Raw genomic sequence first — 13805 nt, 5'->3', positions numbered from 1 at the left:
TCAAGAGAAAACAAAAGAAGCCTAGCGTAAGAGGCGACTCTTGTCGTGGCTTCCCAAATGAAACCCAAACGTCAACAGTGTAGGACGCGCGAGGACCCCTCTCTCCGATACGCTGACGAGGTTAGCTGTCGGGTTCGGGCTTGAGAGTCGCCCTATCTGAACTCGCCGGCTCATGGCTCGACTGTTCAGAACTCACCCCTAGGATGCATTCCGGATGAATGAACATGTATTCATTCCGAACTGCTCACGCTTTGGTTCCCCCGCTCTCCGTAATGGAGATTAAGCGATACTGGTTGGTTGGAACAATATTCAAGTGTTTACGAACATCTGTGAGAAATCATATCGTGTTTGCAATCACCTTGTAAAGACGGTATCAATCACGTTTTAAGTCAAAAAGGGTTAAAAAAAAGTAACAAAATCGATTTTTCTTGAACAAATCCACTTATCTTGTGGTCTAGAACTTTATTTCATCGGTTTTTCATTGATTTTCACCGTATGTCAAAACATGTCACTCCGTTTTCGGTCGTTATTCTGCAAAATTCTTCATATTCCATTCCCTTCAATTGCGCTCCCGCTTCCGCTACGAGACGCACATGTGCAGACTCGTTTCTTTTCCCGCGAAAAGGATGCGGAGTCAAATAAGGGGAGTCCGTTTCGATGAGCAATCGGTCATTAGGCACCTTGACAAGCACTTCTTTGGGCTGTTTTGCATTTTTAAACGTAATCGGGCCGCCGAAGGAAAGGTAGAACCCCATTTCCAGACACACTTTTGCGGTCTCCCAGCTGCCGGAAAAGGAATGCATAATCCCGCCGACTTCACTAGCCTTCTCTTCACGTAAAATACGGACCACATCTTCATGAGCCTCGCGGTTATGAATGACGATTGGCATGTTCAACTCCCGGGCCAGTCCGATCTGCTGACGAAATACACGCTGCTGAACATCCTTCGGTGATGTATCCCAATGATAGTCGAGGCCAATCTCTCCGATGGCGACGACTTTGTCATGCTTGGCAAGCTCGGCAATCCAATCGATATCTTCCGGCTTCATCGTTATAGCATCTACCGGATGCCAGCCTACCGCCGCATAGATGAAATCATATTTCTCAGCTAACGCCATTGTTGTGGGAATGGTCTCGCGGTTAAAGCCGACATTGACCATACGCGTAACGCCCTGCTCCACTGCATGGGCGATGACTGCCTCGCGGTCCTCGTTAAATGCTTCGTTGTCCAAATGGGTATGCGTATCAAATAGCACGTCGATGCGCTCCTTTTCCAAAATATAATGAGTACTGCCTTCATTGCTTCATAATTTATGAAAGCGTTGTGCCGAGTTTCATCCATCAATCCATCTTTTGGCTCATTTTCCACGCTTCAGGAACATCCGCTTTACTTCGTCCGTGAGCCGGTGCTCTACCGCTTTAAGTTTGTCCATCGGGAAATAAATATAGTGGTTCCCGCGGCGAATGCCGCTGATGGAACGCACGATATCCGATTTTTTAGACAATTCCATCACTTGGTCATGGCCATCCCACAGCAATATATGCTGCTGCGTCGGTTCCTCTCCCGAACGATACACATCATATGGATTATCTGAAGGGGAATCGAACATGATATCGTATTCCGGATCCAAGCCTGCCGCATGCCAATCCTGACATAGCCGTTCCACCCACTCGGGATTCAACTCGTCGACTTCAATATACTTGTACAGTTTACGCTCGATAAATCGTTGACACAAGTCGGCAAGAAGCTTGTCCTGTTCATTCATCCATTGCATAAATGCAGTCTGAACAAAAGCCTCGTCAAGCTGCACGTAATGTGCCGTTGTCATCGTACCCTCAAACAGCGCATCCAGCGGCTCCAAAAAGTAGCGGAACGAGTAGCCTTGCAAATAAAGCTCCTTGGCCCGTTTGAAAATGTGCCTCAGCACCATTTCCGAGCTGCGTGTAACAGGGTGAAAATACACCTGCCAATACATTTCATAACGCGAGAGCAGGTAATGCTCCACCGCATGCATTCCGCTTTCCTTTACGACAATCCGCTCTTTATATGGGCGCACAAGCCGCAGTATCCGGTCAATATCAAAAGTTCCGTAATTGACACCGGTAAAATAGGCGTCCCGAAGCAAGTAATCCATGCGATCCGCATCAAGCGGACCGGACACCAGGTTGACGACAATCGGATAGTTGTACGTTTTTTGAATGACCGCTGCTACCTGCTCAGGAAATGCCGGATCAATCCGGCTAAGCACCTGATGGATTTCAGAATCTTCCAATATAATGCGGCATGTCCAATCTTCATGGAACATCCCGAACGCTTCTTCAATGGAATGGGAAAACGGCCCGTGCCCCACATCATGAAGCAGGGCAGCACATAACGCTACCAGGCTTTGTTCCTGCGGCCAGTCCTCGTAGCCGTTGCGTTCGAATTGAGAAATGATGCGGCGCGTTATTTCGTATACACCGAGTGAATGGGAAAATCGGCTATGCTCTGCCCCGTGAAACGTCAAGTATGACGTTCCAAGCTGGCGGATGCGGCGCAAGCGTTGAAATTCTTTCGTATTGATGAGATCCCAAATCGTGCGATCCTGGACATGGACATAATTATGTACCGGGTCTTTAAATACCTTTTCTTCTTTTAACATGGATCTTCACTCCCTTCTAATCATTTGATTCAAATTTTCAAGACATTCGTTATTAAAGGTTCACATTCATATATTATTCGACATCGTTTTCAAAATTGATGAAGTTGTCGAAAAGGTTTTGTTTATCCGCGTTTCCCTTTATTTCCTAACAAAAATCACCATCTAAGTGCAAATGTGAGTACTAAATCGTAAAAAATAGTTAAAATTCAGTTAAAAAAATGCTAAAAACCATAAATTAGCACGATATCTACGAATTTTACAGGTTGACTAATTTGGGAATGGTTGGTACGATAATAAACAGCCAAATTAGAAATTTGTCGAATTGTGACTTATTATGTAATTAAAGAGGAGAGCGTTAAACTATGATGAAGTCCACTGGTATCGTTCGCAAAGTTGATGAACTGGGTCGTGTCGTCATTCCAATCGAGCTTCGCCGCACCCTTGGAATCGGTGAGAAAGATGCGCTGGAAATTTATGTGGATGGAGAGCGCATTATGCTTAAAAAATATGAGCCTGCATGCATCTTCTGTGGTAATGCCGAAAACGTTACATACTTTAAAGGAAAAATTGTTTGTCACGAATGTATATCGGAAATTCCTCAACCTGTGACAAAATAAGAAAAATAGTATATAATAGCACTAATCACACATGTTAATTCTAACCTTTTTCATATCTTCCTTGATGCCCTCATGGTTTTGAACCCAACCATGAGGGTCTTTTTTTGTTGTGGGGCGCGGGTTCCACGCCCTTCAGCACGTCAAGATGCTTGTCGCTCTCCATCGGTTACGCTGTTGGCGGAATGGAGTTCCCCACAAGCTTCTTCATTCCATTCGCAGCAAAGCTTGATAAATGTCCCGTCTTGAGACGCCGCGATCTTTGGCAGCCAGCTTCATTGCCTCTTTACGAGAAATAAGCTGCTCTCTTTCGTAATGCGCTACGTGCTCTTCTTCACTTAGTGGCTGCCACCAAGCCTGGCCGGCCTCCGCTGCAGCGGCCTCGTCCTCGCCGATCCCTTCAAGCACGATGCAGTACTCGCCTAGCGGCGGATGTTCCTGTACGTAAGCCAGACATTCGCTGACGCTTCCACGAACGAAATGCTCGTATCGCTTCGTCAATTCACGGGCCAGCGCCATGCGCCGGTTCCCGCCGAACGTATTCATGATACGTTCCAGTGTCTTGGCGACACGATGCGGCGACTCATAGAAGAGAAGCGTGCCGGCCTCTGCCGTGAGTGACGCCAGCATGGACTCGGCGCGTTTCCTGTCGCGGGGCAGAAAGCCTGCGAACGTGAACCGTTCGGTCGGCAGCCCCGAGGCGATAAGCGCGGAAAGCGCCGCGTTGGGGCCTGGAATCGGAATGACGGGAAGTTCGGCTTCTACCGCCATCCGGACCAGATCGGCCCCGGGGTCGGAGATGGCCGGCAGCCCGGCGTCGCTCACAAGGGCGATACGCTTCCCTTCTTGCATGAGCCGAACCAGCTCCGGGCCGCTGGCCTGCTTATTATGCTCATGATAGCTGTACAGCGTTTTCCCGTGAATTTCAAAATGACTCAGGAGCTTTCGCGTCTCGCGCGTATCCTCTGCGGCAATGATATCTGCTTCGGTCAGTGTTCGTACGCCTCGATATGTCATATCCTCCAAATTGCCAATCGGCGTTCCGACCAAATAGAGCGCGCCGCTTGTGCCGGAAGCATCTTGATAACTATATTGTTCGGTGATGTCCATATTATCCATCCTTCAACTGCGAGGCTTGACCATAATAAATGTCCATTAATTCCTCGCAATATTCATTTCCTTCATTATATACGATTAGCGGCGGCAGCAACCGCACATCCGGCTTACCGTCCCGAGCAGCCTCAATCAGCACCATATTGGCTTCCGTACCTGCCCGCGGGTGAACAAAGCGAATGCGCTTCGGTTCAAGCCGGTACTGCCGCATAAGCGCCATCATGTCCGTCAAGCGGGAAGGCCGATGCACCATGGCCATCTTTCCGCCTGTCCTTAGCAACCTGGATCCGGCACGGATAACATCCTCCAACGTACATGCCACTTCATGACGGGCCAGCGCCTGATGCGTATTTACCTTTGTATCCCCTGTCTGAATCGGCATGTATGGAGGATTGACGGTCACCAGCTCATAATACGGACGCTCCGGCCGCGGCTGAAACGTTTTCAGATCGCCTTCCATAATTGTGACTCGCTCCTGCAAGCCATTAAGCTGCACACTGCGGCTTGCCATCTCGGCTAATCGCGATTGGATTTCCAAGCCATCGATGTCCGCTTTAGTCCGTGTTGACAGCAGCAAAGGAACTACGCCATTGCCCGTACACAGATCCATAATCCGTCCGCGTGCCGGAACGGACGCAAATCGTGCCAACAGCACGGCATCCATGGAGAAGCTGAACACTTCGGAGCTTTGAATAATTTTAAGCTCATGCGTCAGCAAATCATCAACCCGTTCCGAAGGCTGAAGCTTCACCGTGTTACCCATTTTTCTCATAACTCCCCTGCCTTTGCCTGCTTGCATGCTTTTTGGGCAGTGCAGCAGACTGCTTCTTTAGATATGAAGAAGCCGTAGGCGGGGGAACATTCCGTTCCCGCTCACCTACGGCCGCGGTTATTTATTTAGGAAGGACAGACAGAACAAACAATCGCCTTCCGTCCGCAAATGTCCATAATACACGTTGCAAATGTGAAACCCTTCATGGTACAGCCGCGCTAAATTGTCGTAACCTTCGCCAACCACATTTTCCTTGGCCTCGTTAAAAAGTTCAGGGTCATCGGCTGCGGGTGCTGATTCTCCCTCTGTTTCCGGCAAGGCTTCCAAATGTTCATGGTGTTCGTGGTGCAGCACTTTGCGCAACTGCTGATTCTCCATCCACAAGCGTTGATTCTCTTCCAGCAGTTCTTTGACGACGAGTTTCAGCGCACCAAGCTCTTGATGAAGGTCTCCCATATGCGTTTCCAATTCATGAATCTGCGCAAAAATGTCTTTCTTCTCCAAGTTCCCACCCCAGAGCGTGAAAAGTCCGCCTTATTATTTTACAACAACGTCGTCAAAAGGAAGCTCTTTGACCTTGCTTATCTCAGCCAGCTGAACATGCACCTTTCGCTCGCCGGCATTGATGCCGACAACTTTGCCCTCTCCGTACGACGTGACAACCCATTTTCCTACCGTCGGAAGCTCTTCCTTGGCGCTTTCGTAATTGTCATGCTCATACTTCAGACAGCACATCAAACGACCGCACAAACCGGATATTTTGGTAGGATTCAACGATAAGTTCTGGTCTTTTGCCATTTTTATAGATACCGGTTCAAAATCACCTAACCACGAGGAGCAGCATAATACCCGACCACATGGGCCGATACCGCCCAGCATCTTCGCTTCATCCCTTACCCCGATCTGCCGAAGCTCAATCCGAGTGCGGAATACGCTGGCCAAATCCTTTACCAGCTCACGAAAATCTACGCGGCCCTCTGCCGTGAAGTAAAAAATAATTTTGTTCCGGTCAAACGTATACTCTACATCCACCAGCTTCATCTTTAACTGATGAGCCCGTATTTTCTCAATACAGGTGGTAAAGGCATCCTTAGCTGCTTGCCGATTCGATTCCACCAAAGAAGCGTCAGCTTCATTGGCGATCCGAATTACCTTCTTTAAGGGAAGCACTACATCGTTCTCGCCGACGATCTTCGGACCGATGACGACTTTGCCGTACTCGATGCCGCGCGCCGTTTCGACGATCACATGCTGGTCCCTCTGGACCGGCCACTCGACCGGGTCGAAATAATAAATTTTGCCCGCTCTTTTAAAACGGACGCCGACTACATTATACAATCAAGTACCTCCTTGCATCCCAACCAGAAACTGCTCGAACGCAAGCTGCGGACTTACATTGGCGCGTACCCGCTTCTGCGCTTCCGTCGCCGCATCCATGCACCGAATCCACCCTTCAGCCGATTTCGTCCAGGCCAACTTGCCTATCGTATCTAGCTGATCTCGAAAGACAAGGCTGTCCTGCCGGTTGTATTGGTAGTTCAACATATCTCGAAACCAGAGATGGAACAAACGAAACAACATGTCCGCATGCTCTGCAAGCTCGGTCTTGAACACCTTCTGCTGTGCCATAAGAAGTGCGGAAGGCAAACGCGTTCCGCACTCCTTTCCTAATTGTAACATTACGTTTCTTAGTTCTGCAAACCAATTCTGTTGGCACAGCTGTATGCCAGCATCCAATCCGTTCACTACATGAACAGCGGCGCGCGCTAACGTAGCCGGACATCCTTGTTTTATCAACTCGCTGCAGATCATTTGCGGATCTTGCGGGGTAAAAGGCACCCATTGCGAACGTGACTGAATGGTAGGAAGCATGGCTTGACCATTTTCTGTAATAAGAATCGCTGTAATCGGACTCGTCGGTTCTTCCAAAAATTTAAGCAGGCTGTTGGCCGCTTGCACGGTCATGCTCTCCGCCTGCTCCACAATGTACACCTTCCGCCCAGCCGCATGGGTGCGATAGGAGAACTCTCGCTGAAGCTCTCTGATTTGATCGATTTTTATACTCTGGCCTTCGGGTGAAATCACTTGCACATCTGGATGATTGCCATGCTCGATTTTGCGGCAAGACAGGCATTCATCGCAAGCATCATCCTGCAGTTGTTCGCAGAACAGTGCTTTCGTAAACGTAAGTGCCGTCCCAAGCTTCCCCGTTCCTTTCGGACCGCTGAACAAATATGCATGTGAGACCTTACCCGAACGCAGACCATTCTGCAATATTTTCTTCGCGCGTTCTTGTCCTAATATGTGCTCAAACGACATCGTTTAGTAATCCTTCCATTATAAACATGCCTTGTTAGTCCGATTCAGTATAATAAATTGATTAGCATGCCACGGATTTCTCCGACTTTTTGCAAGAGCTCTATTTTGCCCTGCTCGGTCTCCAACAATTCTTCCGCTAATGCAATCAACGCTTCATCAATTTCATCTACGAGTTTATAGCGTTTGTTCCGTCCCCGGCGATCCCAGCCTCGCGCGTCGCGGATCTTCATCCCCTGACGAACCGTATCTTCCAGGAACCGCTTCACCATCGTCCGATACTGGCGCAGCTCTCGCACTGTCATCGACTTGGCGAGCCGTTCGCCTTGCCGGTAAATATCCTGCAGCCGCTGCTGCAACTCCTCGCCGCTGGAACGCTGATGGCTATGATGCATCATGTCTGCGAACGTTTTATGCTGAACCGGCTTGTTCAGCGACTCACCCATGCGGACGTCTTGGCCTAGCGGACGATATCCGGGATTGATTTTCACTTCATATCACCTGCAATCAATGGTCTAGAATTGCTCAAATCGTTCAACCGGCAATACAAAGACGGTTGCTCCGCCAACCTGCACCTCTACCGGCAAAGGCATATAAGAATCCGTCGTGCCGCTAAGCGGTGTTACGGGCGTTACCAATTGGTCTCTTACTTTACAGTTGTTGCGGATGACATTCAGGACGGCACCAACTTGATCATCATCGACACCGATCATGAACGTCGTATTGCCCGCTCGCAAAAACCCACCTGTACTTGCCAGCTTTGTTGCACGAAAGTTGGCTTTGACTAGTGCACCGGAAAGACGGTTGCTATCTTTGTCCTGTACGATGGCTACAATCATTTTCATGCCTGTCATCCTCCTTATAACTTCAGTGATTGTTTATTCTACTTACTTACACGTCCGCACCCTGAAATCCTGCGTTCTTTCATATAAAATGTCGAACATTTGGCGTTTAATGCCCTCACTCGGCTGATTGGCATCGATGCGGACGATACGTTCTTGGTGCAGCTCTGCCAAACGCGCATATCCTTCACGCACCGCCAGATGAAATGCAAGCTGCTCTTGATCGAGCCGATTGAATTCGCGCGTATCGTTCGCCGCAATTCGGCCGAGCCCGATCTCCGGATCAATATCGAGCCAGAACGTCACATCCGGCATCGTATCGTGAATGGCGAAACGGTTGATCTCCCACACCGCATCCATTCCCAAGCCGCGCGCATGCCCCTGATAAGCAAGACTGCTATCAACGAAGCGATCGCATAATACGATAGCGCCCTTCTGTAATGCCGGAATAACCTTCTCGACCAGATGCTGGCGCCGGGCCGCCGCATACAACAGCGCTTCCGTGCGCGCATCCATCGTAGTATGGGACGGATCCAGAATAATGTGGCGAATCTTTTCCGCAATCGGAATGCCTCCTGGCTCACGAGTGATGACTACATCAAGTCCGCGCATATTGAGACTGTCCGCAAGCTGCTGCATTGCGGTCGTCTTTCCCGCGCCTTCCCCGCCTTCAAGAGTAATGAACCAACCAGGACGTTGTCTGTCTGTCATCTCAATTCCCCTTTTCCCGTCTCGTCCTTCGTTACGTATACTTTTATCGTCTGCAAGCTGTAATCCTCTGCATCGTGGCATTTCGCCCCGGCTGCCGCGAGCTTGGTCAACTCGTTCACAGCAGCGGATGTAATGGTTTCCCCACGGTATAAGAGCGGTATGCCCGGAGGATACGGGATAACGGCTTCCGCAGCCGTCAAGCCCGCCGCCTCCTGCAAAGGAACTTGCTTCGTTGCACCCACATTGCCTTCATAGATAGAAAAAGGAACCGGCTCAGAATGAGACCTGGACGACGTCAAACTTCCAATTGATTGGGTGTTCGCCTGTGCGCCAATACCATCATATGAAGGTTTATTATCTAGTGACACCGCAATCGATTGCAATGCTTCAAATAAGCGCTTAGCATCCTGCAGCGTAGTGCCCAGAGTGAATACGAACACGACGTGCCGAAGGTCTGCCATCTCTGCGACACAACCGTATTCCGCAAGTGTTTCAAGCAAGTCATATCCACTGATGCAGCCGTCTTTCTCTCGGATGACCACCTTCAACGGATCGAGATTGTCGTATGCCGTCAGAGCGTTCCTTTCGCCCGGCTCGTTCTCTTCAGCGGATGCGTTGCGCTCTGGCTTGTCCAGCAGCTCGAATCTAGGCAACTTATCCATCTGCCGCCGCAGCCACATTGCCGCTGCCAGCCCTTGCTCGAAGGCTTGTGGCCCCTTGACGGCAACCCATTGCCTGCTAACGTCTAACGAAGCCATTAGCGGATAGGAAGGGCTTGAGCTCTGAAGCATAGTCAGCAGTTGCTTCAACCTCTTCCGTGCCACGTAAGGCCCTTGTACATGCAGCATGGCGCTCATCGTCATGCCGCTCAGCATTTTGTGCGTGGACTGCACGATACCGTCCGCCCCCATTGCCAATGCCGAGCCGGGAAAGGACGGATGCAGTCCATAATGAGCCCCATGGGCTTCATCTACGAGAAGCGGAATGCCGTGTTGGTGCGCCGTCTGAGCAAGAGGCCGCAAATCGATGCCCATACCGTAATAATTCGGATTGGTCACGAACACCGCCTTCGCCTCACGGAATTCTGACAAAGCCTCCGTTACGGCATCAACATGCGGCGCGGTAGCCAACCCGCTTCCGCTGTCTATTCTCGGAGATAGAAACACGGCTCGCGCCCCGGCCAACATTAAGGCGTGGAGAACAGATTTGTGCACATTCCGCTGTACAAGAATGAGATCCCCAGGTTGACTGCAGCAGCTCATTAGAAGCGCCATATTGCCTACTGTGCTTCCACCTACAAGAAAATGCGTCTCTTCAGCTCCAAAGCATTGAGCCGCCAACTGCTGAGCCTCCGCTATGACTCCCGTCGGATGATGAAGGTCATCCGTACCTTCAATTTCCGTTACATCGATAGCCAACAGCTGTGCCATGCGTTGCAGCAAATCTCGATGTTCCTCAGCGGCTTCCTGCACGGCTTGCGCGTACACCGCCCCATTTTTATGCCCGGGAACATGGAACGAGGCCCGTCTTTCTTTTATATAATGAAGCAAAGCCTCCGCTATGGGAGCTCTTGCGTCACATAATCGGTTGTTGGTTTGCAGTTCGTCTCGGTTCATGGCGATATGCCCTTTCGTGTGCACCATTTCTAGTTTGCCTGATTTCAAGTACGTTCTTAAAAAACGCCACTGTTCAGCTGCTACTACAATTGTAGCTTATATTACGCTGGGCTTCATCCTTATTCCTGGCCAAATAGCAAAAAAAGAGCCCATTAATTGAGCTCTCACCCTATGACCTTATGCATTAATGTGCACCCACAGACGTTTTAAACGATGAATGAAAAAAGGATATTTTTTGTCCTGCACATCGGTCTTGACCATCTCCTGCTCACAGGAGGTACAAATGAACTGATTGACGACCGTTATGCCGTCATCCGTCGCTTCACCACACACAATACAGTGTGCCGTCTCCTGACTTTCCATGGCAATCCCACCTTTGGACGTTTTATAGCTAGTATGCCCCATACTCTATGGATTTATACCAGTTTCATAGGTGCTTTCATAACTTTTTTAATATGGACAGAATACGATGAGTCTCCCTAACACTAATCCCTTCATTTATTGAAAAATAGGCCCGTTGCTCGTTACATGACAGGGATCCCGGTTTCTACATGTATGTTTATGAGCGACCCGCCGCTTTGGTGTCTGTACGCTCAATGCGTATGAGTTAGGGATATGTCCTTCTTCTATGGAAAACGTACCCCTTTGCATTTTCAGAGCTATTCTACATTTTCATAGATAATATTCCGATATATAACCTATTCCTCAAGATGACGAAAGGGATGAAAACGTACAATGTCCTCATTAAACAGCGATCGAACCTTTTACCATTACCAGCTATTGAAAAAGGTCCGGTTTGTACGCGCTTTTTCAGTTTGGTTTCTCTTTTTGGCTGCGTTGTCATTTTTAGCGGCAATATATATGAGCGGTGCGATAGGAATTGCATATGTAGTGACTTCATGGATTGTTATCGGATGGGTGCATTACGTTACCGGAAGGTCTGTCTTCGTCATTGACCGTTATGCATATAAAGGAAGATGGACATGGAGATGGCGGATGCCGTGGATAGGCTTTCTGCCGCAAGAACAGCAATTTATCAGTCATCGGTATTGGTCGAAAATATTGTGGCACACCACTTTCATTACGTTTATCGTCATTGGCATCATTAGTCCTTGGCTTCCTATCGGACTTACGCTGCAGCTCGTTTTTTGGCATTTATGGCTGATGGCCCCCCGTATTTTTGGTACATTATCCGCGTTGGCCGAAGGAAAAAATGGGTTAGTGAAGCTGAACGAGTCCGATCTTTCTGTCTATAAAGCGTAATAATCTAAACACCCGCAGGCGGGTGTTTTTCTGTATCTTCACGAAAAAATCATGCTAATAAACAGAAAAAAGCCCACCAATGAAAATCATCAGTGGGCTTTGTCTGCTTGGCAACGTCCTACTCTCCCAGGACCCTGCGGTCCAAGTACCATCGGCGCTGGAGGGCTTAACGGTCGTGTTCGGGATGGGTACGCGTGGAACCCCTCCGCTATCGCCACCAAACAGATATTCAAGGATTGCGCCTTGAAAACTGAACGCGAAAGTTTCATTTGCTCTAGAATCATTGTTATTAGGATAAGCCCTCGACCGATTAGTATTCGTCAGCTCCACACATTGCTGTGCTTCCACCCCGAACCTATCTACCTCGTCGTCTTCAAGGGGTCTTACTAATTGGGAAATCTCATCTTGAGGGGGGCTTCACGCTTAGATGCTTTCAGCGCTTATCCCTTCCGTACGTAGCTACCCAGCCATGCCTCTGGCGAGACAACTGGTACACCAGCGGTACGTCCATCCCGGTCCTCTCGTACTAAGGACAGCTCCTCTCAAATTTCCTACGCCCGCGACAGATAGGGACCGAACTGTCTCACGACGTTCTGAACCCAGCTCGCGTACCGCTTTAATGGGCGAACAGCCCAACCCTTGGGACCTACTTCAGCCCCAGGATGCGATGAGCCGACATCGAGGTGCCAAACCTCCCCGTCGATGTGGACTCTTGGGGGAGATAAGCCTGTTATCCCCAGGGTAGCTTTTATCCGTTGAGCGATGGCCCTTCCATGCGGTACCACCGGATCACTAAGCCCGACTTTCGTCCCTGCTCGACTTGTAGGTCTCGCAGTCAAGCTCCCTTCTGCCTTTGCACTCTTCGAATGATTTCCAACCATTCTGAGGGAACCTTGGGGCGCCTCCGTTACTCTTTAGGAGGCGACCGCCCCAGTCAAACTGCCCACCTGACACTGTCCCCGAACCGGATTACGGTCCTAGGTTAGAACTCCGATACGATCAGGGTGGTATCCCAACGATGCCTCCACCGATGCTGGCGCACCGGCTTCGCAGGCTCCCACCTATCCTGTACAGACCGTACCAAAGTCCAATATCAAGCTGCAGTAAAGCTCCATGGGGTCTTTCCGTCTTGTCGCGGGTAACCTGCATCTTCACAGGTATTAAAATTTCACCGGATCTCTCGTTGAGACAGCGCCCAAGTCGTTACGCCATTCGTGCGGGTCAGAATTTACCTGACAAGGAATTTCGCTACCTTAGGACCGTTATAGTTACGGCCGCCGTTTACTGGGGCTTCGGTTCATAGCTTCGCCTTGCGGCTAACCACTCCCCTTAACCTTCCAGCACCGGGCAGGCGTCAGCCCGTATACTTCGCCTTGCGGCTTCGCACAGACCTGTGTTTTTGCTAAACAGTCGCTTGGGCCTTTTCACTGCGGCCCCCTCGGGCTATTCACCCTACCGAGGCACCCCTTCTCCCGAAGTTACGGGGTCATTTTGCCGAGTTCCTTAACGAGAGTTCTTCCGCGCGCCTTAGAATTCTCTTCTCGCCTACCTGTGTCGGTTTGCGGTACGGGCACCTTCACCTGGCTAGAGGCTTTTCTTGGCAGCATGAAATCAAGACCTTCGGTACTATAAATTTCCCTCCCCGTCACAGCCCAGCCTTATGGTCAGCGGATTTGCCTACTGACCGGCCTCACTGCTTGGACGAGCATCCATCAGCTCGCGTCCCTATCCTTCTGCGTCCCCCCATTGCTCATAACGGCTTACGGTGGTACAGGAATTTCAACCTGTTGTCCTTCGACTACGCCTTTCGGCCTCGCCTTAGGTCCCGACTTACCCTGGGCGGACGAGCCTTCCCCAGGAACCCTTAGGCTTTCGGCGGACATGATTCTCACATGTCTTTTCGTTACTCATACCGG

The 13805-nt window shown here is 49.9% G+C and carries 14 protein-coding genes, 2 rRNA genes and 1 riboswitch (1 of these 17 cut by a window edge); of the genes, 2 read left to right on the top strand and 14 right to left on the bottom strand.

The features are described from left to right. Positions 1-95: 95 nt before the first annotated feature. Positions 96-296, bottom strand: a riboswitch (cyclic di-AMP (ydaO/yuaA leader). Between the two features lie 192 nt (positions 297-488). Both JSQ80_RS10845 and JSQ80_RS10840 read right to left on the bottom strand, forming a co-directional pair. Next, a complete protein-coding gene (locus JSQ80_RS10845) occupies positions 489-1256 on the bottom strand; it encodes a TatD family hydrolase (protein ID WP_206095309.1) in 768 nt (255 codons plus the stop codon). A 102-nt stretch (positions 1257-1358) separates the two neighbouring features. Beyond that, a complete protein-coding gene (locus JSQ80_RS10840) occupies positions 1359-2642 on the bottom strand; it encodes an HD domain-containing protein (protein WP_206095308.1) in 1284 nt (427 codons plus the stop codon). A gap of 362 nt (positions 2643-3004) precedes the next feature. Here JSQ80_RS10840 and JSQ80_RS10835 point away from each other — a divergent pair, with 362 nt between their 5' ends. Next, positions 3005-3259 (top strand): AbrB/MazE/SpoVT family DNA-binding domain-containing protein, encoded by a 255-nt coding sequence (locus JSQ80_RS10835; protein WP_005545514.1) that lies wholly within the window; start codon positions 3005-3007, stop codon positions 3257-3259. A gap of 204 nt (positions 3260-3463) precedes the next feature. Here JSQ80_RS10835 and rsmI read toward each other — a convergent pair whose 3' ends face one another. From rsmI to JSQ80_RS10785, 10 genes are all read right to left on the bottom strand, one after another. After that, positions 3464-4366, bottom strand: coding sequence for a 16S rRNA (cytidine(1402)-2'-O)-methyltransferase (gene rsmI, locus JSQ80_RS10830; protein ID WP_206095307.1), 903 nt, complete (start codon positions 4364-4366; stop codon positions 3464-3466). Between the two features lies 1 nt (position 4367). Beyond that, positions 4368-5132: a tRNA1(Val) (adenine(37)-N6)-methyltransferase gene (locus tag JSQ80_RS10825; RefSeq protein WP_087434315.1), complete on the bottom strand. Its 765-nt coding sequence runs from the start codon at positions 5130-5132 to the stop codon at positions 4368-4370. Positions 5133-5258: 126 nt separating this feature from the next. Further along, the gene (gene yabA, locus JSQ80_RS10820) at positions 5259-5645 is read right to left on the bottom strand and encodes a DNA replication initiation control protein YabA (protein WP_087434314.1); all 387 of its coding nucleotides are present in this window, start codon (positions 5643-5645) and stop codon (positions 5259-5261) included. 33 nt (positions 5646-5678) lie between these two features. Further along, a complete protein-coding gene (locus JSQ80_RS10815) occupies positions 5679-6479 on the bottom strand; it encodes a PSP1 domain-containing protein (RefSeq protein ID WP_019420268.1) in 801 nt (266 codons plus the stop codon). Continuing rightward, entirely contained in the window at positions 6480-7460 is a 981-nt protein-coding gene (gene holB / locus JSQ80_RS10810; protein ID WP_206095306.1) for a DNA polymerase III subunit delta', read from the bottom strand. A gap of 44 nt (positions 7461-7504) precedes the next feature. After that, on the bottom strand, positions 7505-7948 hold the full coding sequence (locus JSQ80_RS10805) for a YaaR family protein (RefSeq protein ID WP_087434312.1): 444 nt from the start codon (positions 7946-7948) through the stop codon (positions 7505-7507). Between the two features lie 24 nt (positions 7949-7972). Then, a complete protein-coding gene (locus JSQ80_RS10800; protein WP_019420265.1) occupies positions 7973-8302 on the bottom strand; it encodes a cyclic-di-AMP receptor in 330 nt (109 codons plus the stop codon). A 42-nt stretch (positions 8303-8344) separates the two neighbouring features. Further along, positions 8345-9010 (bottom strand): dTMP kinase, encoded by a 666-nt coding sequence (gene tmk, locus JSQ80_RS10795; protein WP_206095305.1) that lies wholly within the window; start codon positions 9008-9010, stop codon positions 8345-8347. Beyond that, positions 9007-10653 carry an aminotransferase class I/II-fold pyridoxal phosphate-dependent enzyme gene (locus tag JSQ80_RS10790; RefSeq protein ID WP_336245725.1) on the bottom strand — a complete coding sequence of 549 codons (1647 nt, stop codon included), beginning with the start codon at positions 10651-10653 and terminating at the stop codon, positions 9007-9009. The genes tmk and JSQ80_RS10790 overlap by 4 nt, the downstream gene beginning before the upstream one ends. A 150-nt stretch (positions 10654-10803) precedes the next feature. Next, entirely contained in the window at positions 10804-10989 is a 186-nt protein-coding gene (locus JSQ80_RS10785; RefSeq protein ID WP_206095304.1) for a sigma factor G inhibitor Gin, read from the bottom strand. A 528-nt stretch (positions 10990-11517) separates the two neighbouring features. Here JSQ80_RS10785 and JSQ80_RS10780 point away from each other — a divergent pair. Continuing rightward, entirely contained in the window at positions 11518-11889 is a 372-nt protein-coding gene (locus JSQ80_RS10780) for a hypothetical protein (RefSeq protein ID WP_240463619.1), read from the top strand. Between the two features lie 105 nt (positions 11890-11994). On the opposite strand, the gene rrf is transcribed toward JSQ80_RS10780, so the two are convergent. Both rrf and JSQ80_RS10770 read right to left on the bottom strand, forming a co-directional pair. After that, a 5S ribosomal RNA gene (gene rrf / locus JSQ80_RS10775) occupies positions 11995-12111 on the bottom strand. A 68-nt stretch (positions 12112-12179) separates the two neighbouring features. Continuing rightward, positions 12180-13805, bottom strand: a 23S ribosomal RNA gene (locus tag JSQ80_RS10770); it runs 1302 nt beyond the window's last position.

This window comes from Paenibacillus apiarius, assembly GCF_017052585.1.
Lineage (GTDB): Bacteria > Bacillota > Bacilli > Paenibacillales > Paenibacillaceae > Paenibacillus_B > Paenibacillus_B apiarius.
Note: the sequence above shows the minus strand (reverse complement) of the source record. Positions and strands in the feature narration are given on the sequence as shown.